The 22,317-nt window shown below is 58.9% G+C and carries 21 protein-coding genes; 7 read left to right on the top strand and 14 right to left on the bottom strand.

Annotation, left to right across the window (positions count from 1 at the left end; all coding sequences use genetic code 11):
* Positions 1-8 precede the first annotated feature (8 nt).
* The 3 genes from VF694_RS05890 (at position 9) to purU (ending at position 2,604) form a co-directional block, all read left to right on the top strand.
* A complete protein-coding gene (locus tag VF694_RS05890) occupies positions 9-521 on the top strand; it encodes a flavin reductase family protein (RefSeq protein WP_003803602.1) in 513 nt (170 codons plus the stop codon).
* Positions 522-608: 87 nt separating this feature from the next.
* On the top strand, positions 609-1,724 hold the full coding sequence (locus VF694_RS05885; RefSeq protein ID WP_440163908.1) for an NAD(P)/FAD-dependent oxidoreductase: 1,116 nt from the start codon (positions 609-611) through the stop codon (positions 1,722-1,724).
* A gap of 25 nt (positions 1,725-1,749) precedes the next feature.
* Positions 1,750-2,604 carry a formyltetrahydrofolate deformylase gene (gene purU / locus VF694_RS05880; RefSeq protein ID WP_201024875.1) on the top strand — a complete coding sequence of 285 codons (855 nt, stop codon included), beginning with the start codon at positions 1,750-1,752 and terminating at the stop codon, positions 2,602-2,604.
* A 306-nt stretch (positions 2,605-2,910) separates the two neighbouring features.
* Here purU and ggt read toward each other — a convergent pair whose 3' ends face one another.
* Positions 2,911-4,656, bottom strand: coding sequence for a gamma-glutamyltransferase (gene ggt, locus VF694_RS05875; protein WP_059318678.1), 1,746 nt, complete (start codon positions 4,654-4,656; stop codon positions 2,911-2,913).
* The gene (locus VF694_RS05870) at positions 4,653-5,534 is read right to left on the bottom strand and encodes a LysR substrate-binding domain-containing protein (protein ID WP_440163906.1); all 882 of its coding nucleotides are present in this window, start codon (positions 5,532-5,534) and stop codon (positions 4,653-4,655) included. Before VF694_RS05870 ends, ggt begins: the two co-directional genes overlap by 4 nt.
* Positions 5,535-5,824: 290 nt before the next feature.
* Between VF694_RS05870 and VF694_RS05865 the strand changes: the two genes are divergently transcribed.
* Positions 5,825-7,018: an acyl-CoA dehydrogenase gene (locus tag VF694_RS05865; RefSeq protein ID WP_003803610.1), complete on the top strand. Its 1,194-nt coding sequence runs from the start codon at positions 5,825-5,827 to the stop codon at positions 7,016-7,018.
* Positions 7,019-7,226: 208 nt separating this feature from the next.
* Here the strand turns inward: VF694_RS05865 and VF694_RS05860 are convergent, their stop codons facing one another.
* Complete coding sequence (locus tag VF694_RS05860; RefSeq protein ID WP_039943847.1) at positions 7,227-7,673, bottom strand: MaoC family dehydratase; 447 nt, start codon at positions 7,671-7,673, stop codon at positions 7,227-7,229.
* Positions 7,674-7,891: 218 nt separating this feature from the next.
* Here VF694_RS05860 and VF694_RS05855 point away from each other — a divergent pair, with 218 nt between their 5' ends.
* The gene (locus VF694_RS05855; RefSeq protein WP_003803616.1) at positions 7,892-8,731 is read left to right on the top strand and encodes an alpha/beta fold hydrolase; all 840 of its coding nucleotides are present in this window, start codon (positions 7,892-7,894) and stop codon (positions 8,729-8,731) included.
* Positions 8,732-8,767: 36 nt separating this feature from the next.
* Here VF694_RS05855 and VF694_RS05850 read toward each other — a convergent pair whose 3' ends face one another.
* The 3 genes from VF694_RS05850 to purE are packed head-to-tail and all read right to left on the bottom strand — an operon-like array spanning position 8,768 to position 11,498.
* On the bottom strand, positions 8,768-9,796 hold the full coding sequence (locus tag VF694_RS05850) for an L-threonylcarbamoyladenylate synthase (protein WP_003803618.1): 1,029 nt from the start codon (positions 9,794-9,796) through the stop codon (positions 8,768-8,770).
* Positions 9,789-10,970, bottom strand: a complete 1,182-nt coding sequence (locus VF694_RS05845) for a 5-(carboxyamino)imidazole ribonucleotide synthase (protein WP_039943851.1) — start codon at positions 10,968-10,970, stop codon at positions 9,789-9,791. Before VF694_RS05845 ends, VF694_RS05850 begins: the two co-directional genes overlap by 8 nt.
* Positions 10,971-10,985: 15 nt before the next feature.
* Positions 10,986-11,498, bottom strand: a complete 513-nt coding sequence (gene purE, locus VF694_RS05840; RefSeq protein WP_003803624.1) for a 5-(carboxyamino)imidazole ribonucleotide mutase — start codon at positions 11,496-11,498, stop codon at positions 10,986-10,988.
* A 53-nt stretch (positions 11,499-11,551) separates the two neighbouring features.
* Between purE and VF694_RS05835 the strand changes: the two genes are divergently transcribed.
* Positions 11,552-11,710, top strand: coding sequence for a hypothetical protein (locus VF694_RS05835; RefSeq protein ID WP_157784356.1), 159 nt, complete (start codon positions 11,552-11,554; stop codon positions 11,708-11,710).
* Positions 11,711-11,740: 30 nt separating this feature from the next.
* Here the strand turns inward: VF694_RS05835 and VF694_RS05830 are convergent, their stop codons facing one another.
* The 5 genes from VF694_RS05830 to VF694_RS05810 all read right to left on the bottom strand — a co-directional run bounded on the left by VF694_RS05830 (position 11,741) and on the right by VF694_RS05810 (position 16,961).
* Complete coding sequence (locus tag VF694_RS05830; RefSeq protein ID WP_003803629.1) at positions 11,741-12,622, bottom strand: phosphoribosylaminoimidazolesuccinocarboxamide synthase; 882 nt, start codon at positions 12,620-12,622, stop codon at positions 11,741-11,743.
* Positions 12,623-12,761: 139 nt separating this feature from the next.
* On the bottom strand, positions 12,762-13,826 hold the full coding sequence (gene fba / locus VF694_RS05825; RefSeq protein ID WP_003803631.1) for a class II fructose-bisphosphate aldolase: 1,065 nt from the start codon (positions 13,824-13,826) through the stop codon (positions 12,762-12,764).
* Between the two features lie 81 nt (positions 13,827-13,907).
* The gene (gene mog / locus VF694_RS05820; RefSeq protein WP_003803632.1) at positions 13,908-14,537 is read right to left on the bottom strand and encodes a molybdopterin adenylyltransferase; all 630 of its coding nucleotides are present in this window, start codon (positions 14,535-14,537) and stop codon (positions 13,908-13,910) included.
* An 80-nt stretch (positions 14,538-14,617) separates the two neighbouring features.
* Complete coding sequence (locus VF694_RS05815) at positions 14,618-15,376, bottom strand: SDR family oxidoreductase (RefSeq protein WP_003803634.1); 759 nt, start codon at positions 15,374-15,376, stop codon at positions 14,618-14,620.
* A 142-nt stretch (positions 15,377-15,518) separates the two neighbouring features.
* On the bottom strand, positions 15,519-16,961 hold the full coding sequence (locus VF694_RS05810; protein ID WP_440163905.1) for an aldehyde dehydrogenase family protein: 1,443 nt from the start codon (positions 16,959-16,961) through the stop codon (positions 15,519-15,521).
* 75 nt (positions 16,962-17,036) lie between these two features.
* Between VF694_RS05810 and VF694_RS05805 the strand changes: the two genes are divergently transcribed.
* The gene (locus tag VF694_RS05805) at positions 17,037-17,879 is read left to right on the top strand and encodes an NAD-dependent epimerase/dehydratase family protein (protein ID WP_003803639.1); all 843 of its coding nucleotides are present in this window, start codon (positions 17,037-17,039) and stop codon (positions 17,877-17,879) included.
* Between the two features lie 110 nt (positions 17,880-17,989).
* Here the strand turns inward: VF694_RS05805 and VF694_RS05800 are convergent, their stop codons facing one another.
* The 3 genes from VF694_RS05800 to tkt form a co-directional block, all read right to left on the bottom strand.
* Positions 17,990-19,180, bottom strand: a complete 1,191-nt coding sequence (locus VF694_RS05800; protein ID WP_051010456.1) for a phosphoglycerate kinase — start codon at positions 19,178-19,180, stop codon at positions 17,990-17,992.
* Between the two features lie 62 nt (positions 19,181-19,242).
* Complete coding sequence (gap, locus tag VF694_RS05795) at positions 19,243-20,256, bottom strand: type I glyceraldehyde-3-phosphate dehydrogenase (RefSeq protein WP_003803641.1); 1,014 nt, start codon at positions 20,254-20,256, stop codon at positions 19,243-19,245.
* 12 nt (positions 20,257-20,268) lie between these two features.
* Positions 20,269-22,314, bottom strand: coding sequence for a transketolase (tkt, locus tag VF694_RS05790; RefSeq protein ID WP_003803642.1), 2,046 nt, complete (start codon positions 22,312-22,314; stop codon positions 20,269-20,271).
* Positions 22,315-22,317 lie beyond the last annotated feature (3 nt).

The raw sequence follows: 22,317 nt of genomic DNA, 5'->3' as shown, positions 1-22,317 counted from the left end.
TCGATGCAATGACTGTTTTTTCTTCTACTTTCGATAGTGATTTCTTCCGTTCGGCACTCGGCCGTTTCGCCACAGGCGTGACGGTCGTGACCGGCGCCAACAAAGACGTTCCAGGCCAGGCCGTTGGCCTGACCGTCAGTTCTTTCAACTCCGTCTCTCTGAACCCGCCTCTGGTCTTGTGGTCATTGGCCAAACGTTCTCAATCCCTGCCGCATTTTGTGCAGGGTGACGGTTACGTGATTCACGTTTTGGGGGCCAGTCAGCTAGCGCTGGCCAAGCGATTTGCCTGGGGAGAGCACGCTGAGCGCTTTCGGGATCACCCGCTCAAACGCTCACCGCGAGGTTTGCCCATGCTGGACGACGATCGTTGCAGCGCTTGGTTCGAATGCAAGCCCTATGCCGTCCATGAGGCCGGCGACCACCTGATCTTTATCGGTGAAGTTACCCACTGCGAGCGCAGCGCTCACCAGCCCCTGATCTACCATGCGGGCGACTTTGATCTGACCCCGTCCCTGGCGTGATAGGCTGTTGCAAAACGCGCCTGCCCGCCGCTTCAGGGCGGGAGTACACTACGCCTTTTGCTCTACTACGCCAATAAGGTATTAATCATGCCAAACGATGTCGACTGCATAGTGCTGGGAGCGGGTGTCGTGGGTTTGGCCTGCGTCCGGCAAATGGCCCGGCAAGGCATGGAGGTTTTGCTGATCGAGCAAACCGCCAGTATCGGCAACGGCGTCAGTTCGCGTAATTCGGAAGTCATACACGCGGGCATTTACTACACCCCGGGCAGCCTGAAGGCCCGGCTGTGTGTCGAAGGCAAAGACCTGCTGTATGACTATTGCCGGGATCACCATATCGATCACCAACGCTGTGGCAAGCTGATTGTGGCGGGCAGCGCTGAACAGGAAGCCGACTTGCGCAAACTGCAGGCCCAGGCAAGCGCCTGTGGCGTAAACGACTTGCAGTGGCTGGATGCCGCCCAGGCCAAGGCGCTGGAGCCTGCCCTGAGCTGCAGCGCCGCCCTCTTATCGCCCTCGACCGGCATTGTAGACACCCATGCCCTCATGCTGTCACTGCAAGGCGATGCAGAGAACCACGGCGCACAATTGGTGTTCAATACCCCCTTTATCCGTGCGCAGGTCCTGCCCGGCCAAGGTTTTGAGGTTCACGTGGGCGGGGCTGAGCCCTTCAGCCTGACCACCACACACCTGATCAATGCGGCCGGACTGGGCGCGGTAATGGCAGCACGACATATCGAGGGGCTGGACCCCAGCCATATTCCCCAGGCCTATCTGTGCAAGGGCAGCTATTTTTCATTGGCGGGCCGCTCCCCCTTCAAGCACCTGATCTACCCCATGCCCAATAAAGCCGGACTGGGTGTGCATCTGACCCTGGATCTGGCTGGTCAGGCCCGCTTTGGCCCTGACACGGAGTGGGTGCAGGATGAAAACTACGACCTGGACCCGCAACGCGGTCAATCCTTTTATGCCGCCGTGCGCGAATACTGGCCCGCTTTGCCCGATAACAGCCTGAACCCCGCCTACAGCGGTATTCGGCCTAAAATTGTGCCTGCAGGCCACGCGGCCGCCGACTTCGTTTTTTCGGGACCTGCCACCCACGGCATCCCGGGTTTGCTGAATTTGTTCGGCATCGAATCACCCGGCCTGACCGCGTGTTTAGCGATTGCACAACACGGCCAGCACGTTCTGGCCCAGGCAGCTTAAAAACTTTTCTGAAATCTTTACAATACTGTCGATGAACGATTACATCTTGACCCTATCCTGCCCGGATCGCACCGGCATTGTCCACAGCGTATCGGGCTGGCTGCTTGAGCAAAACGGCAACATTCTTGAAGCACAGCAGTTTGGCGATGCCGCCACCAACCGCTTTTTCCTGCGCATCCAGTTTTCCCTGCCTGAAACACAGGACGTCAGCGCTCTGCAAGCCAGCTTTGCCCCCATTGCTGAAAGATTCAGCATGGACGCCAATATTTACGACGCCCAGCGCAAAGCCCGCCTGCTGATTCTGGTCAGCCGCCAGGGCCACTGCCTGAACGATCTGCTGTTTCGCGCCCACAGCGGCCAGTTGCCCGTGGAAATCGCGGCTGTGGCCTCCAACCACACGGACCACGCCGGTCTGGCTTCCTCGTACGGCATTCCTTTCCATCACCTGCCGGTGACACCGGAAACCCGCCCACAACAAGAGCAGCAGATCATCGATCTGGCTCGTGATCTGAAAATTGATCTGGTCGTACTGGCCCGCTATATGCAGATTCTGTCCACCAATCTGTGTCAGTCCCTGTCAGGCCGGGCGATCAATATTCACCACAGCTTCCTGCCCAGCTTCAAGGGCGCACGTCCTTATCACCAGGCCCATGCCCGTGGTGTGAAAATTATCGGCGCCACTGCCCACTACGTGACTGCAGATCTGGACGAAGGCCCGATCATTGAGCAGGACGTGGAACATGTAACCCACGCTGTCAGCCCAGCCGAACTGACCCAGATCGGTAGCGATGTGGAGTCTCTGGTTCTGGCCCGTGCCGTACGCGCCCATGTGGAGCACCGGATTTTGTTGAACGATCAGCGCACCGTCGTGTTCCGCTAAACCGCACGATCAAGCCTGCCAGAAACCTTATAAAAAGCCCTCAATGCGTGGATCTCTATCCACCGCATTGAGGGCTTTTTTAATGACCAGCCGATTGGCTTCAGAGGGCAAAGCCAGAACATTGCTCGCTTTCTGTCAATGAGTCCTGTGGACCGTTGCTAACGACAGACTGTTCGCTGTACCAGTCTCTGTGCCAGAACACCACCGGCCTGTCGCCAAGACGGACGGCAGCCCCAAATGCATCATGAGCCATGCCTCGCCCGGCTCCCCGCAGATTGACCTCGGACCAAGCACCGCCACGCCGGTCTACTGCCCTAACGCCAATCCTTCCCGCCGAGGGTCTACCCCCGCTTCCAGCCCTTCCTGGGTCCAGCGTATGACATGCGTACCGCTGGGAAAAGGCTGCTCGCGTACCTCGTGCCCCATCGCCCTTAATGCCTGCGCCTGTTCCGTCACCGCGGTGCCGGCCTCCAGCTCTGTCGCCCAATTGCGGCTGCCATAGTGCGGCAGGCTGACGGCTTCTTGAGCATCCAAGTTCCACATCAGCATGCCCGTCAGGGCCTGGGCTACATAGGGAATAATGGCGCTGCCGCCGGGAGAACCCAGCGCGATCACAGGACGCCCATCCTGCATCACCATCATCGGAGCCATCGAACTGCGCGGGCGCTTGCCCGGTTCAACCCGATTAACAGACAAACGGCCCATCTCGTCTTTGGGGTTCAAGGCAAAGTCTGTCAGCTGATTATTCAGCAAGAAGCCACGAACCATGATCTTGCTGCCAAAGGCCGACTCCACCGAGGTGGTCATGGAAACCACCTGCCCCTTGGCGTCCGCCACCGACAGATGCGTGGTGGAGGGCAACTCGGGCGTGTTGTCAGTGGCGGCTTGTGCGTCAGCCAAAGGCTTGCCCGGCTGGGCATGACCCATGGATCGACCTGGCTGAATCAAGGCGGCACGGGATTTCAAATACGCCGGTGCCAGCAAAGCCTGCTGTGGCACAGACACAAATGCCGGATCAGCAACCCAGGCATCCCGATCTGCAAAGGCCAGACGCCCTGCTTCAGAGAAATAATGAATCGCTTCCACAGATTGCGGCTTCACGTCAGCAATAGGCGTGTGCTGCAAGATACCCAGCATCTGCATCACACTGATCGCCCCTGAACTGGGCGGTGCCATGCCACAGAGCGCCACCTGCTGCCAGTCCATACAGAGGGGCTCACGTCGCAGCGCCCGGTATTGCGTCAAATCGGACACCGTCAAGTCGCCCGCAATCGGGTCGGCGGCAACAGCAGCCACCATATCCTGGGCAAGTTCCCCTTGATAGAAAGCCTGGGCGCCCTGGCTGGCCAACAAGCGCAGCACCTGTGCATACTCCTTGTTCCGAAGACGGTGGCCAACCGGCCATGGTCTTCCCTGTCCGTCCAGAAAATAGGCACGCGCAGCCGCCTTGTCGGCCAGCTCGGGGTTGTCGGCAATCAAGGTGTGCAAGCGGGGGCTGACCTCAAAGCCATCTTCGGCCAGCTCAATGGCCGGTTCAAACAGGGAGGCCCAGGGCAGGACGCCACCGTCCTTGTGCATCAGCTCCAGGGCGCGCAACAAACCCGGCACCCCTACGGAACGTCCGCTATTGACTGCCTGCTTGAAAGACAGGGTTTGACCGTCCAGCTCAAAACGGTCCGGAGGGCTGGCGGCAGGCACGGTTTCGCGCCCGTCGTAACTCGTCAAACCCGACTCTGGCTGAAATAGCAAAACAAAGCCACCTCCACCAATACCGGACGACTGGGGTTCCACCAACCCCAAGACCAGTTGAGCGGCAATAGCCGCATCCACCGCACTGCCTCCCTGATCCAGCATACGTAAACCAGCCCGGCTTGCCAAAGGATGCGCCGTCACCACCATGCTTTTCTGAGTGACTAGCCTGTCACGTTGCATGACATTGCTGGCGGCTTCCGGATTCGCATGCTGACTCGCGGTTTGACTGGCCTGCGCGGGCAAGGCCAGCGACAAAGCTACAAGCGCCGACAGCAGTGCCGGCTTCCAATACACGCTCATGGATTCTCCTTTTCCTGATCCAGCAACCATTGCTCCAGCAACAGCACCGCTTCACTGGGTTGATTGGCGGTCGGATAACTAAAAAAATATGCCTCGCTCACGGGCATGGCATGGGGGAATGGCATGAGCAATTCGCCCTGCTCCAGCGCGGTCTGGATCAGAAAGCGTGGCATCAGCGCCATCCCCATCCCAGCCTGCACGGCAGCCAGAAGCAGGCTGAACAGCTCGTAGCGCGGTCCCGAACTGACACGCAGATCAGGCTCCAGACCCGCAGACCGATACCAGTGTAACCAGCTATCCGGACGCGTCGACATATGCAGGTGGACCAACTTTTGCCAGCTCCTGTCGACTGCAAGATGAGGTGAGCAGACCGGCACGAGCTCGCCTTCATCAAACAGTTTGATGCCTTCGGTTTGCGGCCAGAGCTGCCGCCCATGATAGATAGCAGCATCAAAGGGGTGGTCCCCGAACTGAAACGGTGTGGTACGAACCGACAGGCTGACCGTGATATCGGGGTAGCACTGGGCGAAACGGGCCAGACGCGGCATCAGCCAGACGGTGGACAAGGTCGGCAGCACAGCCAGATGAATGTTGCGGCCTACACCGGCCCGCGCAATCAGACTGAATGTGTCTTTACCGATCTGCTCCAGATGATGGCGAATGCGCGCCGCATAATCGCGCCCTGCCGCCGTCAAGACCAAACGCCGCCGCACCCGCGTCAACAAGGTGACACCCAGACGCTGCTCCAGGCCGCTCACCTGCCGATACACAGCGCTATGCGTCAAGGACAGTTCTTCCGCGGCACGGGAAAAGGTTCCCAGGCGTGCAGTGGCCTCAAAGGCCTGTAAGGCACCCAAGCTGGGCACACCTTGTCTCATTTGCTCCCCCTCTTTTCCTGACTGGCTACCTATCCTGCGGCGACATCGTTACGCCAGCACACGACATTGTGCAATTTTATCAATTGCCTTGTGCGCTTTATGCACACTATGCTGAGACTTTACAGGAATATCGTCGGCCCCTTGCCTTCTGAGAGCACAACAATGTGCACACCACGACTCCTCGTGGCTGCGGTCAGCGATGTTCAAACCGCTCTTTTTGTTTCTCAGACCGATGGCGGCCTTTCTGGCACCACCTGATTGACCCAATTTGCTTTTCCCGGAGTACCTCTATGTCTGCCAACCCCTCTTTCCATTGGGACGACCCCCTGCTGCTGAACCAGCAGTTGAGCGATGAAGAACGTATGGTGCGCGATGCGGCCCATGCTTACGCACAGGAGAAACTGCTGCCGCGCGTGTTGGAGGCCTTCCGCCACGAGCAGACTGACCCGGCCATCTTTGCCGAGATGGGGTCGCTGGGCCTGCTGGGCGCCACCATTCCGGATACCTATGGTGGCGCGGGGCTGAACTATGTCAGCTATGGCCTGATTGCCCGCGAAGTAGAGCGGGTGGACTCGGGCTACCGATCCATGATGAGCGTGCAGTCCTCCTTGGTCATGGTGCCGATTTTTGAATTTGGCAGCGAGGAGCAGAAACAGAAATATCTGCCCAGACTGGCCAGCGGTGAATGGATCGGTTGCTTTGGGCTGACCGAGCCCAATCATGGCTCGGACCCTGGAGCCATGGAAAGTCGCGCCCTCAAAGTGGACGGCGGCTATCGCCTGAGCGGCAGCAAAACCTGGATTACCAACTCCCCGATTGCCGATGTGCTGGTGGTCTGGGCCAAAGTCGTGGGCGGTGAAGACGACGGCAAGATCCGCGGCTTCATTCTGGAAAAAGGCATGAAAGGCCTGTCCACGCCCGCCATTCACGGCAAGGTAGGTTTACGCGCTTCACTGACCGGCGAGATTGTCATGGCCGATGTGGAAATCTCCGACAGCCAGATGCTGCCTCATGTTTCAGGCTTGCGCGGTCCCTTCACCTGCCTGAACTCGGCGCGCTACGGAATTGCCTGGGGCGCTCTGGGCGCCGCCGAATCCTGCTGGCATACCGCTCGTCAGTACACCTTGGACCGCAAGCAGTTTGGCCGTCCACTGGCTGCCAATCAACTGATACAGAAAAAGCTGGCCGATATGCAAACCGAGATCACTCTCGCACTGCAAGGCTGCCTGCGTCTGGGTCGAATGAAAGACGAAGGCACGGCAGCAGTCGAGATCACCTCCATCATGAAGCGCAACTCCTGCGGCAAGGCGCTGGACATCGCTCGTCTGGCACGCGACATGCTGGGCGGCAACGGCATCTCCGACGAGTTCGGCATCGCCCGCCATCTGGTCAATCTGGAGGTCGTCAATACCTACGAAGGCACGCACGACGTGCACGCCCTGATACTGGGTCGCGCACAAACCGGAATTCAGGCTTTCTTTTAAACCGAAGCCAACAGGGGCAAGACGGCTTGCCCCTGCCTCTTTGGGAGGTTGGGCGCGGGCGATTTCATACCCCATTACAAACCGCCGCTGCACGGACGAACAAGGCGCCCAGCTGCAAAAAGCATCCCCAACAAGGGGCTGCTCATCCCTAACAAGGTGTGAAGATTTGTCTCGCGAGAGAGTCGCGTCACCGCCGTGACGCTATTTATTATTCTTGTGAAGGCTTCAGTTCAAACATGCTGGTCGCATCCAGCTCCAGCACCAGTTCATCGCGCTGGTTAAATACATTCCAGTTCCAGCGGATGATGCCCAGATCCGAACGGCTGCTGGACACCCGTTTGGATGCAACCGTGGCTTCCAGACGAATGGAGTCTCCCGCCCGCACGGGCAAGACCCAACGCAGACGCTCCACCCCGGGCGACCCAAAGGATTCAGAGTCATGCAGGCTCGTATCTACTGCCATACGCATGGCTTTAGCACAGGTCAGCCAGCCGCTGGCAATCAGGCCGCCCCAATGGCCTTGTTCAGCCTGATTTTCATCAATGTGAAAAGACTGCGGATCGTACTTGCGGGCAAAATCCAGCATCTCTTCGCGCGTTACCGGTACGAGTGGATGCTTAATCAGCATGCCCACTTCAAATTCAGCAAATTTCATGTTGTGGCGCAACAAAAAAAAGATCGAGATCGCCACTCTACCATCTCTGCCAGAATTTGCAGCACCGCAGCCGAAGCAGCCATAAACAGCGGCAAAATGTCCACATCAAGGACCCGCATTGGCCTGCCTGTGCGCCCGACCTCAATCTATGGCATAAAGAGGGTTTTCCGATTACCTTTGCGCCCGGTCGGTTCAGGGCATCTGAAGATCACACGGCTATGACAACACTGGATTCATCTTTGCAATTTGCGAGTCTGACTCAAGGCACACAAGCCATTGAACTGGAATATCAACGCATTTACCCAGAACGGGAAACTGCCCCGCTACTGGTATTCCTGCATGAAGGGCTGGGCTCCATTGCCATGTGGAAGAACTGGCCAGCGCAGTTGTGTGAGCATACTGGCTGTAGTGGCCTGATGTACTCACGCTATGGCTATGGCCGCAGCACTCCGCGCCCCGACAACCGCCCCAAAACCCCCGACTACCTGCATGAGCAGGCCCTGGATGTCCTGCCTCAACTGCTCCAGCACCTGGGCGAGGACGGCCAGAAACGGCCGATTGTACTGGTGGGTCACAGTGACGGAGGCTCAATTGCCCTGTTGGCAGCCAGTGGTTTTGGCGAGAAACTGCAAGGTATCGTCGTGATGGCCCCCCACCTGTTTGTGGAAGATATTTCCTTGCGTGGCATTTTGGTGGCCCGTGAAGCCTATGAACAAGGATTTTTGCGTGAACGTCTGGCACGCTATCACGATGACGTGGAATCTGCCTTCTGGGGCTGGAACGCAACCTGGACGGAGCCCGAGTTCCGCGACTGGAACATTGAACAGGAGGTCAGCCGGATTCCGTGTCCGGTCCTGGCGATTCAGGGGGTCGATGATGAATATGGCACGCTGGAGCAAATCCGGCGCATCAAGCAGCTGGTGCCTCACACCGAGCTGCTGGAGCTGGAGCAATGTGGCCACCTGCCCTACCGGGACAAGGAAACGCAGGTCAACCAGGCGATTGCGGAGTTTTTGCAGCAAACAGCCCGCTCAACAGCAGACTCTCCCAGTTCCTGAGGAACTCACAACCCTCTGCAGTCATCCGCGGCTGATTTACTCAAAGGCCGCGGCTGCTCGACCCAGGCGGTCATTGACTGCCTGCCAGTCTGGCGTATCCGGGCAACGCTGCACCCAGATATGCTGGTACTGGCCTTGGTCCAGGCGACGCAACATGGCATAGAGGTCCTGGGCATAAGCCTGGGCATCCGAACTGCAGACATACCAGTCATGTACATCAGCCAAAAAAGGGGGCATAGCGGCAAAAGCCACAATGGCCTGCTTGCCCCCTTGAGCCAAAGCAGCCTGCACCGCAGGCACACTGCCTTCATCAAATAAAGACAAAGGGGTACGCGGCGCATAATGCGCTTTCAAGCTGCCCGACACCTGTGGAGCCTGTTGATCGGGGCTGGCCGGTTCGTAGCCAATGACCTCGGCAATCATGGCGGCGGTAATATGACCTGGACGCAACAGCACGGCACCTACGCCTTGGTGGGTTCGCGACACATCCACGATGGTGGATTCAATCCCCACTTCTGAGGGACCCGCTTCCACAATCAGCAACTGATCTGGCCCCATATCCACGAACTCATCGCGTACATGGCTGGCCGCTGTGGGCGATACCTGTCCAAACTTGTTGGCCGAAGGCGCCGCCACACCGGCCTGACCGCTGGGCTTGAGTTCCGCCATGCGCTTGAGCAGAGCCTGAGCCACCGGATGGGAAGGACAACGAATACCAATGCTGCTTTGACCGCCACTGACCGTATCCGGAATCGCCGGATTACGCGGCAAGATCAGCGTCAAAGGACCGGGCCAGAAGGCGTCGATCAATTGTTGCGCAACCGCGGGGATATCTTTCACCCAATAACGCAGATCGGCGCCAGGGGCCACATGCACAATCAGAGGATGATTGGCAGGACGGCCCTTGGCCTTGTAGATCAATTGCACGGCGGCCGGGTTCTCCGCGTCCGCACCCAAGCCATACACCGTCTCGGTCGGAAAGGCCACCAGCCCCCCTTGTGCCAGCACATGGGCGGCTTGCTCTATCTGCTGCTCGGAAGGGCCAGGGGTGGTGGTATCAGTCATGATCAAATGCAATGCGCAACGCGGCAGCGGCACGGGCAGTGCGCTCGCGCACTTGCTCATCCGATGCCCCCACAATATTGACGTGCCCCATCTTGCGGCCAACACGCGCCTCAGCTTTGCCGTACAAGTGCAGGGACACACCCGGCACCGCCAGCAAGGCGGCCCAATCCGGCTCACGCATCTGACCGTGTTCATCAAACCAGATATCGCCCAGGATATTGAGCATCATGGACGGACACAAGGCGCTCGTGTCACCCAGGGGCAGAGCCGCCATCACCCTGGCCTGCTGTTCAAACTGGCTGGTGACGCAGGCATTCATGGTGTAGTGACCGCTATTGTGCGGACGAGGGGCCACTTCATTGGCCAGCAAGCGGCCATCTTCCAGAATAAAGAACTCCACGCACAACACGCCCACGTAATTGAGCGTGCGGGCAATCGCGGCGGCCGCCTGACGAGCCTGTTCGGACAGAGCATCGTCCTGGAACTGGGCGCTGATCGTGGACACGGCCAAAATGCCATCGCGATGCTCATTGCGGGCACACGGAAAGGTTTTGACCTGATCGTCCAGACCACGGGCGAGCACCACCGAAATCTCAGACTTCAGGGGCTGCAGGGCCTCCAGCACACAGGCCTGAGAGCCAAATTCCTGGAAGGCGGCCAAGGCCTGATCGCGGTCTGCCACCCGTGCCTGCCCCTTGCCGTCGTAACCAAAGCGCGCCGTCTTCAGAATGCCGGGGAACAAGGCGCTGTCAGCGACGTGCAAATCATCCAGGCTTTCAATGGCGGCATAGGGGGCCACCGGCACACCGGCCTGCGAAATAAAGGCCTTTTCACGAATGCGATCCTGCACAATGCCCACGGCATCACCCGAAGGCGTGACCCGTGTATGTTGAGCCAGGGTCAGCAGGGACTGTGCAGGCACGTTTTCAAATTCGGTACTGACGGCCTGGCACAGCTCCCCCAGTTGAACCAATGCTTGCGCATCATCGTAGGCTGCACAAATATGCAGATCCGCGACCGCACCGGCCGGGCTATGAGTGTCCGGGTCGAGCACGGCCACCTTGTAACCGAGGCTTTGGGCGCTATGGCAGAACATGCGGCCTAGTTGGCCGCCTCCAATCATGCCCAGCCAGGAGCCAGGAACCAGAAGGGCAGCATCATTCATGGGGGTCATCATCACAAAATAAAATCAGGCAGTAACAGGAGGGACACGCATAGCGCGGGCAGCCTCGGTCTGGCGGGCACGGTACGCAATCAGTTTTTCAGTCAGCACCGCATCGTTGACGGCCAGATTGGCAATCACATGCAAGGCGGCATTGGCGGCACCGGCCTCGCCAATCGCAAAGGTGGCAACCGGCACGCCTTTGGGCATTTGCACAATCGACAAGAGGGAATCCTCGCCGCGCAAGTAACGCGACGGCACGGGAACCCCAAAGACAGGCAGGTGTGTCAGGGCAGCCAACATGCCAGGCAAGTGGGCCGCGCCACCAGCACCCGCAATAATGGCTTTCAGGCCACGGGCGGGCGCCTGGGCACCGTAATCCACCATATCGATGGGCATGCGGTGGGCCGAGACCACGCGGCATTCATGAGACACGCCAAATTCGTCCAGAATGGCGACGGCCTGGCTCATGACCTCCCAGTCGCTGGAGGAGCCCATCACAATGCCCACCACAGGGGCTACAGGAGTTTGTACGCTCATCAGAGATACGCCCTAAAAGGAAGAAGGCGCCATGCTGCCAGGCGCCTTGGTAAATGGAAAAACAGCAGGGCCCATCCAATGATGGGTTTTCAGACGGGGCAGGCTGTACGGTGCCCCTGGCCCGTCCCCAGAGCCCGGCTCCTCATCGCAGCGTCGTCCAACGAGCTGTCGTCGTTCACCACCCTGCTGATGACGATGAGGCGGCTCGCTGACGGCGAGCACCTGTCCGGGCTGCACACCGTTCACGCTGTCAGGCGCTCCAGTGCTTCGCGGTATTTCTCAGCGGTACGCTGGGCTACTTCAGCAGGCAAACGAGGAGCGGGTGGCGTCTTGTCCCAAACCTGGGTTTCCAGCCAGTCACGCACGAATTGCTTGTCGTAGGATGGGGGGCTGATGCCTTCGGCATAGCTGTCGGCAGGCCAGAATCGCGAGGAATCGGGGGTCAGCACTTCGTCCATCAAATGCAGCTGGCCCTGCTCGTCCAGGCCAAACTCGAACTTGGTATCGGCAATCAAGATGCCACGGCTGGCCGCGTAATCGGCGGCTTCCGTGTACAGACGCAGGGTCACATCGCGGATTTGCTCGGCCAACTCCTGTCCGACTTCCTTGACCACATGAGCGAAATCCACGTTCTCGTCGTGCGAGCCCATTTCTGCTTTGGCGGCCGGGGTGAACAGCACATGAGGCAGCTTGGCGGCCTGCTTCAGGCCAGCAGGCAAGGTAATGCCGCACACAGCGCCGGTTGCCTGGTAATCCTTCCAGCCAGAACCGATCAGATAACCACGGGCCACGGCTTCCACCATGATGGGTTTGAGGCGCTTGACCACCATGGAGCGACCTTCGACCTGCGCGCGCTCTTCAGGCGCCACGACATCGACCGGGTTAACGCCAGTCGTATGGTTGGGGATGATGTGTGCCAGCTTGTTCAGCCAGAACTCGGTCATCTGCGTCAAGACAGCGCCCTTGCCAGGAATGGGGTCGTCCAGAATCACATCGAATGCCGAAATGCGATCACTGGCCACAATCAACAACTTGTCCTCACCCACCGCATACATGTCCCGAACTTTGCCACGCGCCAGCAAGGGCAGGGAGCTCAGGCTGGATTGATGTAAGGGCTCTTGCACGATTTCATCCTTAAAACGAAAACATCCCGCTGACTATGGATGCAGGCGGGACGACAATCCCGGCGCCTGCGGCACCGGGCAAAGACGCGAAGACCGGGGCAGGCAGTCGTGCTGCCCACGCCGGCTTCACCTGACATAATTACTGAACGATCTGAGACAGCTCGCCGGTGCTGTACTGGCGGGCAATTTCCTGCAAAGGAATGGCCTTGATCTTGGATGCCTGACCCGCGGCGCCGAACTGCTGGTAACGGGCCACACACACTTTTTTGGCCGCTTCACGAGCAGGTTTCAGATATTCGCGCGGGTCGAATTTTTCTGGGTTTTCAAACAGGAAGCGACGGATGGCAGCCGTCATCGCCAGACGGATATCGGTGTCGATATTGACCTTGCGCACGCCGTACTTGATGGCTTCCTGAATTTCCTCAACGGGCACGCCGTACGTCTCTTTCATGTTGCCGCCGAACTGGCGGATTTCAGCCAGCAGTTCCTGAGGCACACTGGAGCTGCCATGCATCACCAGGTGGGTGTTGGGCAGACGACGGTGGATTTCTTTCACACGCTCGATGGACAGAATATCGCCGGTAGGCTTGCGGGTGAACTTGTAAGCGCCGTGGCTGGTACCAATGGCAATCGCCAGCGCGTCCAGTTGCGTGCGGCTCACAAACTCAGCCGCCTGCTCGGGGTCCGTCAGCAACTGATCCAGGGTCAGGACACCATCTGCACCGTGACCGTCTTCCTTGTCACCTTGCATGGTTTCCAGAGAGCCCAGGCAGCCCAGTTCGCCTTCTACGGTCACGCCCAGCTTGTGAGCCATATCGACCACTTTGCGGGTCACTTCCACGTTGTATTCAAAGTCGGCAATGGTTTTGCCGTCAGGCAGCAAGGAGCCGTCCATCATCACGCTGGAGAAACCCAGTTCAATGGCGCCCTTGCAGATTTCGGGCGACTGACCGTGGTCCTGGTGCATCACCACGGGGATGTGGGGGTAGGACTCGACAGCCGCTTCGATCAGGTGACGCAAAAAAGCCTCGCCGGCATATTTGCGGGCGCCCGCCGAGGCTTGCATGATGACGGGGCTATCCGTCTCCGAGGCGGCTTCCATAATGGCCTGGACCTGCTCCAGGTTATTGACGTTGAACGCTGGAATACCATAACCGTGCTCGGCCGCATGATCGAGCAGCTGGCGCATGGAAACTAGGGCCATGAGAAGACCTCCTGAAGACTAAAATAAGTGAAAAACTTGACTGGACACAGTCTGTGTCCAGCCCATTGTTGGTTGAGCCTGTTAACGGGCGCTCCGACGCGCCGACTTGGGGCGGAACGCTTGCACCACCTGCTCATGCGTTTGTGCGTAAGGTCCGCCAATCAGGTCGATGCAATACGGGACGGCTGCAAAAATACCGGGAACCAATACGTGACCGGTTTCTGAATCCCGTAATCCTTCCAGTGTTTCCTGAATGGCTTTGGGCTGCCCAGGCAGATTGATAATCAGAGCAGCGTGGTCCTGAATTTCTCGGATCACCGCAACTTGCCGCGACAAAATCGCTGTTGGTACGAATTTTAAACTGATTTGGCGCATCTGTTCACCGAATCCGGGCATTTCGCGTGTTCCTGCATCCAGAGTCGCCTCCGGGGTCACGTCGCGACGAGCCGGGCCGGTGCCACCCGTAGTCAAAACCAGATCGCAACCGGCTTCCACCAGCTCGACCAAGGTAGCGGTAATCAGGGCTCGCTCATCGGGAATCAGTCGCTCCAGATAGGCCGGCGCTACCGTCAAAGCGCTGTCAAGCCAGCGACGCAGCGCGGGAATGCCTTCATCCTGGTACTGTCCGCTGGAGGCGCGGTCCGACACCGACACCAAGCCGATACGCAACTGATCCGGATGCTCGCGGGGAGACTGTCGATTGAATGTCATGCTTTTCCTTGGAAGCGAAATAAACTACAGGCCCTGAACGGGCCTGCCAACAGCACGATTGTAACGAATCACAGTGGGGCTTAAATACAACGGCCGCCGTCTACCTCGATGCAGGTGCCGGTAATGAACTCAGCCTCGTCGGAGGCGAGATACAGAGCCGCCGCCGCCACATCCTTGGGTGTGCAAAAACGCCCCAGTGGAATTCCCGCCAGAAAACGGCTGCGATTTTCCGGCGTATCGGGCATGCCCATGAACTGTTCCAGCAAGGCGGTGTCCCCAATCACCGGATTGACACAATTCACGCGGATATTGTCTGGCCCCAACTCGGCCGCCATGCCTTTGCTGATGGTAACCACCGCGCCTTTGGTGCCGTTGTACCAGACCAGTCCGGGGCGCGGACGCAAGGCCGCCGTCGAAGCGATATTAATGAAGGAACCTGAACCCTGAGCCCGCAGATAGGGCACAAAATGTTTCGCTGTCCAGTAAATGCTTTTCACATTGACGGCATACACCAGATCGAACTCACTTTCGCTCACTTCCAGCAAAGGCTTGTTGCGATGCGTGGTGCCCGCATTGTTCACCACGATATGCAGCCCGCCGCACTCGCGCAGCGCAATGTCGAGCAAGGCCTGAACCTCGTCCCCTTGTGACACATCGCAAGCGGCAAAAATGGCTTGCCCGCCCGTCGCCTGAATCTGGGCCGCTGCCGCCCGCCCCTGCTCCACATTCAAGTCGGCAATCAGCACGCGCGCACCTTCACGTGCAAAGCGCTGTGCGATACCCAGGCCAAAGCCCGATGCGCCACCGGTCACGATGGCCACCTTGTCTTGCAATCGCATGTTTGTCTCCTTCTGTTATTTTTATTTCCATAAAAAGGGCGGCTCGATGCCGCCCTAAAGAAATGCTGTTTTAGCGTTCAAATGCCATGCTGCCAGAAAACCCCCAACACCACAGCCGCGCTAACCCCTACATTTCCTGGCATCACGCAGGGGCATGACGTAGCGCAACCGTTTTCAGGCTGGTCAGGGCGTACAGCGCTTCAAACCCCTTCTCTCGGCCAATACCAGACTGTCCGGTACCGCCAAACGGCAGTTCTACCCCGCCTGCAGCGCCATAATTGTTCACAAAGACCTGGCCGGCCCGTAGTTGTCTGGCCATGCGGATCTGACGCGCACCATCGCGTGTCCAGACCCCCGCCACCAGGCTGTAAGGCGTGCCATTGGCCAGGGTGACGGCCTCCTGCTCCGTACCGAAAGGTTGGGCAATCAGGACTGGTCCGAAAATCTCCTCCTGGGCCAGACGATGTTGGACAGGCACGTGATCGAGCAAGACAGGCACTTGATAGAAACCACCCGTCGGGGCCTTGGAGTCCAGCTTGCCTTTCGCCAGCACCACAATGCCATCCTCATCCAGATTCTCCAGATAAGAACGCACCCGAGCTTGCTGCTGCGCGCTGATCAGAGGGCCGCAATCCAGATTGTCGCTCGCTGCCCCCGTCAACAAGGCCTTGAAGCTTTCAGCCAGACGTTCCGTAAAGTCACTATAAATCGCACGCTGAATCAATACACGGCTGCCTGCCGAGCAGGTTTGGCCTGCGTTCTGCACAATCGCATTGACAATAACCGGCAGGGCCGCGTCCAGATCCGCATCTGAAAATACGATCTGCGGCGATTTGCCGCCCAGCTCCAGCGTGACAGGCACAAAATTCTGCGCGGCCTGCAAGGCCACCTGACGGCCCGTGGCAGGAGAGCCCGTAAAGGAAATATGGTTGATATCAGGATGCGCGGCCAGGGCCTGTCCGGCCTCACTGCCCAGGCCCGTACAAATATTCAGCACCCCGGCAGGCAAGCCCGCCTCGTGCAACAACTCCGCCACGCGCAGCAAAGAAAGACTGGCATCTTCAGCCGGCTTCACCACGCAGGTATTACCTGCGGCCAGGGAGGCCGCCACACTGCGTCCAAAGATCTGCAGGGGGTAATTCCAGGGAATGATATGCGCTGTGACGCCCAAGGGCTCGCGCAACGTAAAGGCCGTCATTTCCCAACCCAAGGGAATGGTTTGACCGTGCAGCTTGTCCACCGCACCCGCATAAAACTCGAAATAGCGGACAATGGCGTCAGCATCGGACTGGGCCTGGCGCAAAGGCTTACCCGTATCCCGCGACTCCAGCCGCGCCAACTCCTCGCGAGCATCGGACAGGGTTCGGGCACAACGCAGCAATAACTGACTGCGCTGCGCTGCGCTCAGGCGGCGCCACGTCCCCTGACTGGCACGCCTGGCGGCCTGCACGGCCCAATCAATATCCACCGCGGATGATTGCGCCAGTCGGGCAAAGGTTTCGCCTGTGGAGGGGTCGATCACCGGTAGCAAACCACCGCCCTCCGCGCCAAGTTGCTGTCCGTCAATCCAATTGCGACACTCCATGACCGCCTCCAATGCTATTGTTGTCTCAGCCAATCGAGCTTTGCTCGAGATCATTCTACTCAAGGACCTGCTGCTGTGGATTCTCAAAACTGTACTTTGCTCCTGGCGGGCGCTGGCGATCTGGGCACACGCACCGGAATGCTGGCCCGTCGTCATGAATGGCCGGTTATCGGCCTGCGCCGTCACCCCCCCTTGGACGATCACAGCGGCATAGAGTGGGTACAGGCCGATTTGAGCGAACCTGCGTCATTACGACTGAAACACCGCCCCATCACTCACGTCCTTTACGCGGTCTCCCCTGACCAGCGAAACCAGGCTGCCTATGAGCGCGTTTTTCTACAAGGTCTGGAAAATCTGCTCAACGAGCTGGACCTGAAAGCCCTGAAACGTTTTGTCTTTGTCTCCTCGACGGCGGTATATGGCCCCTCGACAGACTGGGTGGACGAAAACTCCCCCACGGAGCCCACCCAGTTCAATGGAAAAATCTTGCTGGAAGCCGAGCAAAGGCTTCATCACCGCATCCCCGCCCAGGCTGTGGTCATCCGCCCCAGCGGTCTGTACGGCCCCGGACGCACCCAACTACTGGATCGGCTGCGCGAAGGACGGGCCACCGTACCGGATGACCCGGAGCATTGGGCCAACCGCCTGCATATCGAGGATGCCGCAGCGGCCTGCTGGCATCTGCTACGCGCTCCTGCGCCCTTCCCGTGCTATATCGGCACCGACAGTCGGCCCTACCGGATTACCGAGCTATATGACGGGCTGGCCGATCTGCTGGGTGTGCCACACCCGGAACGACGCCCGTCTGCAGAAGGCGGCAAACGCCTGCGCAACCAGCGCCTGCTCGATAGCGGCTTCAAGCTGGAATGGCCCGATGCCATGCAGGGCTATGGACAACTGATTAAAGAGGGGGCGTAACCCCATCGCGTCCGGTCTTTACACAAAAGCAAAAGCCAGCCAACTTTCGTTGGCTGGCTTTCTGAGGCATGAACCAGTCTGAGGACGGGTCACGCGATAGGCGGCAAAACTTAAGCCTTGTCTTCCAGGGCAGCCACAGCGGGCAGACGTTTGCCTTCCAGAAACTCCAGGAATGCACCGCCGCCGGTGGAGATGTAATCCACCTCTTCACCAATATTGAATTGGGCAATCGCCGCCAGGGTGTCGCCCCCCCCGGCAATCGAGAAAGCCTTGGAATCGGCAATCGCGCGCGACAAGCTTGCCGTACCTTGTGCAAAGGCCGGGAATTCGAACACGCCCAGAGGGCCATTCCAGACAACCGTACCGGCCTTGGCAATGATGTCAGCGATCTGGCGCGCCGTTTCAGGGCCCACATCCAGAATCATGTCATCATCCTGAACCTGGTCAGCAGCCTTGATTTCAGCGGCAGCATCAGCCGCAAAAGACTTGGCGCATACCACATCGACGGGGATAGGCACGTCGGCACCGCGCTCTTTCATGATGCGGATCACCTCGCGAGCTTCTTCCAACTGGCTTTCTTCGACCAGTGACTTGCCCACGGACAAGCCGCTAGCCATCATAAAGGTGTTGGCAATGCCGCCCCCGACCACCAGCTGATCAACTTTTTCAGCCAAAGCGCGCAGGATGGACAGTTTGGTGGAGACCTTGGCCCCCCCCACAATGGCTACCAAGGGCCGCGCAGGCTGGTTCAAGGCACGCCCCAGAGCGTTCAACTCGGCTTCCAGCAAGGGGCCAGCGCAAGCCACCGGCGCAAAACGGGCGATCCCTTCCGTGGTGGCCTCGGCACGGTGAGCCGTACCGAAGGCATCGTTTACGTAAACGTCACACAAAGCGGCCATTTTGCGGGCCAACTCAGGATCATTCTTCTTTTCACCGACGTTGCAGCGGCAATTCTCCAACAAGACAAGCTGACCGGGCGACACCTGCACGCCATCCAGCCAATTGCGCCGCAGCTCAACCGGCATGCCCAGCAATTCGGACAGACGTTGCACCACGGGTTCCAGAGAATCCACGGGCTGGCACTCGCCTTCTTTGGGCCGCCCCAGGTGCGAAGTGACCATCACCGCAGCGCCGGCATCCAGCGCCATGCGAATGGCAGGCACCGAAGCACGGACTCGCGTGTCTTCGGTAATACGCCCGTCTTGCAAAGGGACATTCAGATCAGAGCGGATAAATACCCGCTTGCCTCGCAGCGCGTCCGTTTCGGCCAGCGCAGACAAGGTCTTGATGCTTGTAGACATGATTTTTTGTTCTGGGAATTAACGTGACAGGGGCGGGAAATCCCGCCCCTGCTATTCAGATCTTATTTGGCCGACATCAGTGCGATGGTGCTGTCGAGCATGCGAATGGAGAAAGCCCACTCGTTGTCGTACCAGGCAGCCACTTTCACCATATTGCCACCGGTCACTTTGGTCAGCAGGGAGTCAACCGTGCTGGAAGCGGTGGTGTGGTTAAAGTCGATGGACACCAAGGGCTCGGTGCAGTAGTCCAGGATGCCTTTCATGGCGCCTTCGGAAGCGGCCTTCAAAATGCCGTTCACTTCTTCAACCGTCGTGTTGCGGCTAGCCACAAAAGTCAGGTCAACCATGGACACGTTGATGGTTGGAACGCGCACAGCGTAACCGTCCAGCTTGCCATTCAGTTCTGGCAACACCAAACCTACGGCAGCGGCTGCGCCGGTCTTGGTGGGGATCATGCTGCTGGTGGCCGAACGGGCACGGCGCATGTCCTTGTGACGCACGTCCGTCAGGACCTGGTCGTTGGTATAAGCGTGGATGGTAGTCATCAGACCGCTGACCACGCCCAGTTCCTTGTGCAGGGGGGCAACCAGAGGAGCCAGACAGTTGGTCGTACACGAGGCGTTGGAGATCACCGTGTCGGTGCTCTTCAAAATGTCGTGGTTCACGCCATAGACAATCGTGGCGTCCACATCTTTGCCGCCGGGGGCGGAAATAATGACTTTCTTGGCGCCGGCCTGGATGTGCTCGCTGGCCTTTTCTTTGCTGGTGAAAGCACCGGTACATTCCAGTACCACGTCCACACCCAGCTCGGCCCAAGGCAAGGTCAGGGCATCGCGCTGGCTCAGCAGGCGGATGCGATCACCATTGACCACCAGATAGTCGCCGTCGAGCGACACATCGGCGTTAAAGCGGCCATGCACGGAGTCATAGCGAGTCAGGTGTTCATTGATCTCGGCACCGCCCGAGGCGTTGATGGCCACGATCTCGATATCGTGTTTTTTGCCGTACTCGTAGTGGGCACGCAAGATCATGCGGCCGATACGACCATAACCATTGATTGCGACGCGAATCGTCATGTCAGACTCCAATTACAAAATTTCTTGAACGGCCGCAGCGACTTTCTCTGCTGTCAGACCAAAATGCTTGAACAGGACGCCAGCCGGAGCCGATTCGCCGTAGGTATCAATCCCCACCACCGCGCCTTCCAGACCCACGTACTTGAACCACAGACCCGTCGTACCCGCTTCCACCGCCACACGCGGGATGCCCGGGGTCAGAACCTGATCGCGCCATTGCTTGTCCTGGGCATCAAACAGGTTGGTACATGGCATGGATACCACGCGGGTCGCAATTCCTTGCTGAGCCAACTGCTCCTGCGCCTGCAAGGCCAGACCGACTTCCGAACCGGTTGCCATGATGATGGCGCGCGCATCTGGCGCATCGCGCAGCACATAGCCACCACGGCGGATGTTCTGGATGGTTTGTGCATCGCGCTCCACGAATGGCAGATTCTGGCGCGACAACAGCAAGGCACTGGGGCCGCCGTCCTGCACATTCATGCCGATGCTGGCGGGACGCTCGATCGAGCAGGCCCAGGCTACGGCCGTTTCCGTGGTGTCGCAAGGACGCCAGACATGCAGGTTGGGGATCAGTCGCAGACTATTGGCGTGTTCAATGGACTGGTGCGTCGGGCCATCCTCGCCCAGACCGATGGAGTCGTGGGTAAAGACATGCACCACGCGCTGCTTCATCAGCGCTGCCATGCGAATGGCGTTGCGCGAGTAATCCGAGAAAGTCAGGAAGGTACCACCAAACGGCAGGTAGCCCCCATGCAGGGCCACGCCATTCATGATGGCAGCCATACCGAATTCCCGCACACCGTAGTTGATGTGACGACCAAAATGTACACCGTCGGCGTGAGCGCGCACTGCCTCGGCGCCCTTCCAGTCGGTAAAGTTGGAGCCGGTCAGATCAGCCGAGCCGCCCAACATTTCTGGCAGCACATTGACCAGCGCGCTGATTGCCAGTTGCGAGGCCTTGCGCGAGGCAATGGTTTCAGCTTTCTGAGCGGTTTCCTCAATAAAGGCCTGTACTTTAGCGCTGTAATCGGCAGGCAGTTCGCCTTTCAGACGACGGGCCAGTTCCGCGGCCAGTTCAGGATAGGCCTGGCTGTAGGCGTCAAAACGCGCTTGCCATTCCGCTTGCTGGACGCCCCCTTTTTCGCGGCAATCCCAGCCCTGGTAGACTTCCTGAGGAATTTCAAACGGGCCGTGGTTCCAGCCCAGCGCAGCACGGGTGGCGGCGATTTCCTCAGCACCCAGCGGAGCGCCATGGACCTTCTCGGAGCCGGCCGCGTTAGGCGCGCCCTTGCCGATCACGGTGCGACAGCAAATCAAAGTGGGGCCGGTGCCTTCTTTGGCGTTGCGGCGGGCCTGTTCAATCGCGTTGTGAATCGAGGCGGCGTCATGACCGTCAACAGCACGGATGACGTTCCAGCCATAGCTTTCAAAGCGGGCGGGCGTATCGTCACCGAACCAGTTCTCGACCTTGCCATCAATAGAGATGCCGTTGTCGTCGTACAGCACGACCAGCTTGGACAGCTTCCAGGTGCCGGCCAAGGAGCAGGCCTCGTGCGAGATCCCTTCCATCAAACAGCCGTCGCCTGCAAAAACCCAAGTCAGGTGATCTACCACCTCGTGGCCGTCACGGTTGAACTCGCGGGCCAACAAGGCTTCGGCCAGCGCAAAGCCAACCGCATTGCCCAGACCCTGGCCCAAGGGGCCGGTCGTAGTTTCCACGCCAGCCGTAATACCCACTTCTGGGTGGCCGGGGGTACGCGAATGCATCTGGCGGAAGTTGCGCAACTCGTCCAGAGACAGGTCGTAACCGCTGAGGTGCAACAAAGCGTAGATCAGCATGGAACCGTGGCCGTTTGACAACACAAAACGATCACGATCAAACCAGGCGGGGTCGGCGGGGTTGTGTTTCAGGTGCCGGGACCAGAGAACCTGGGCGATATCGGCCATGCCCATAGGCGCACCGGGGTGGCCCGAATTAGCTTGTTGCACGGCATCCATAGCCAAGGCACGGATGGCATTGGCTAGGGTTTTATCAGAGGCTGACGCAATATCCATTAG

This window comes from Alcaligenes sp. Lyrl_28, assembly GCF_051948705.1.
Classification (GTDB): Bacteria; Pseudomonadota; Gammaproteobacteria; order Burkholderiales; family Burkholderiaceae_B; genus Alcaligenes; species Alcaligenes ammonioxydans.
This window is presented reverse-complemented; position numbering and strand designations above follow the sequence as displayed.

Excerpts from the sequence above, each read along its gene's own strand:
- mog (WP_003803632.1), bottom strand. The coding sequence starts at position 14,537 with ATGACATTCAATCGACAGTCTCCCCGCGAGCATCCGGATCAGTTGCGT.
- VF694_RS05855 (WP_003803616.1), top strand. The coding sequence starts at position 7,892 with ATGACAACACTGGATTCATCTTTGCAATTTGCGAGTCTGACTCAAGGC.
- gap (WP_003803641.1), bottom strand. The coding sequence starts at position 20,256 with ATGACGATTCGCGTCGCAATCAATGGTTATGGTCGTATCGGCCGCATG.
- ggt (WP_059318678.1), bottom strand. The coding sequence starts at position 4,656 with ATGAGCGTGTATTGGAAGCCGGCACTGCTGTCGGCGCTTGTAGCTTTG.
- VF694_RS05890 (WP_003803602.1), top strand. The coding sequence starts at position 9 with ATGACTGTTTTTTCTTCTACTTTCGATAGTGATTTCTTCCGTTCGGCA.
- VF694_RS05865 (WP_003803610.1), top strand. The coding sequence starts at position 5,825 with ATGTCTGCCAACCCCTCTTTCCATTGGGACGACCCCCTGCTGCTGAAC.
- VF694_RS05835 (WP_157784356.1), top strand. The coding sequence starts at position 11,552 with ATGGAAAAACAGCAGGGCCCATCCAATGATGGGTTTTCAGACGGGGCA.
- purE (WP_003803624.1), bottom strand. The coding sequence starts at position 11,498 with ATGAGCGTACAAACTCCTGTAGCCCCTGTGGTGGGCATTGTGATGGGC.
- tkt (WP_003803642.1), bottom strand. The coding sequence starts at position 22,314 with ATGGATATTGCGTCAGCCTCTGATAAAACCCTAGCCAATGCCATCCGT.
- VF694_RS05845 (WP_039943851.1), bottom strand. The coding sequence starts at position 10,970 with ATGACCCCCATGAATGATGCTGCCCTTCTGGTTCCTGGCTCCTGGCTG.
- VF694_RS05810 (WP_440163905.1), bottom strand. The coding sequence starts at position 16,961 with ATGGAGTGTCGCAATTGGATTGACGGACAGCAACTTGGCGCGGAGGGC.
- VF694_RS05815 (WP_003803634.1), bottom strand. The coding sequence starts at position 15,376 with ATGCGATTGCAAGACAAGGTGGCCATCGTGACCGGTGGCGCATCGGGC.
- VF694_RS05860 (WP_039943847.1), bottom strand. The coding sequence starts at position 7,673 with ATGAAATTTGCTGAATTTGAAGTGGGCATGCTGATTAAGCATCCACTC.
- VF694_RS05885 (WP_440163908.1), top strand. The coding sequence starts at position 609 with ATGCCAAACGATGTCGACTGCATAGTGCTGGGAGCGGGTGTCGTGGGT.
- fba (WP_003803631.1), bottom strand. The coding sequence starts at position 13,826 with ATGGCCCTAGTTTCCATGCGCCAGCTGCTCGATCATGCGGCCGAGCAC.
- VF694_RS05870 (WP_440163906.1), bottom strand. The coding sequence starts at position 5,534 with ATGAGACAAGGTGTGCCCAGCTTGGGTGCCTTACAGGCCTTTGAGGCC.
- VF694_RS05800 (WP_051010456.1), bottom strand. The coding sequence starts at position 19,180 with ATGTCTACAAGCATCAAGACCTTGTCTGCGCTGGCCGAAACGGACGCG.
- VF694_RS05850 (WP_003803618.1), bottom strand. The coding sequence starts at position 9,796 with ATGACTGATACCACCACCCCTGGCCCTTCCGAGCAGCAGATAGAGCAA.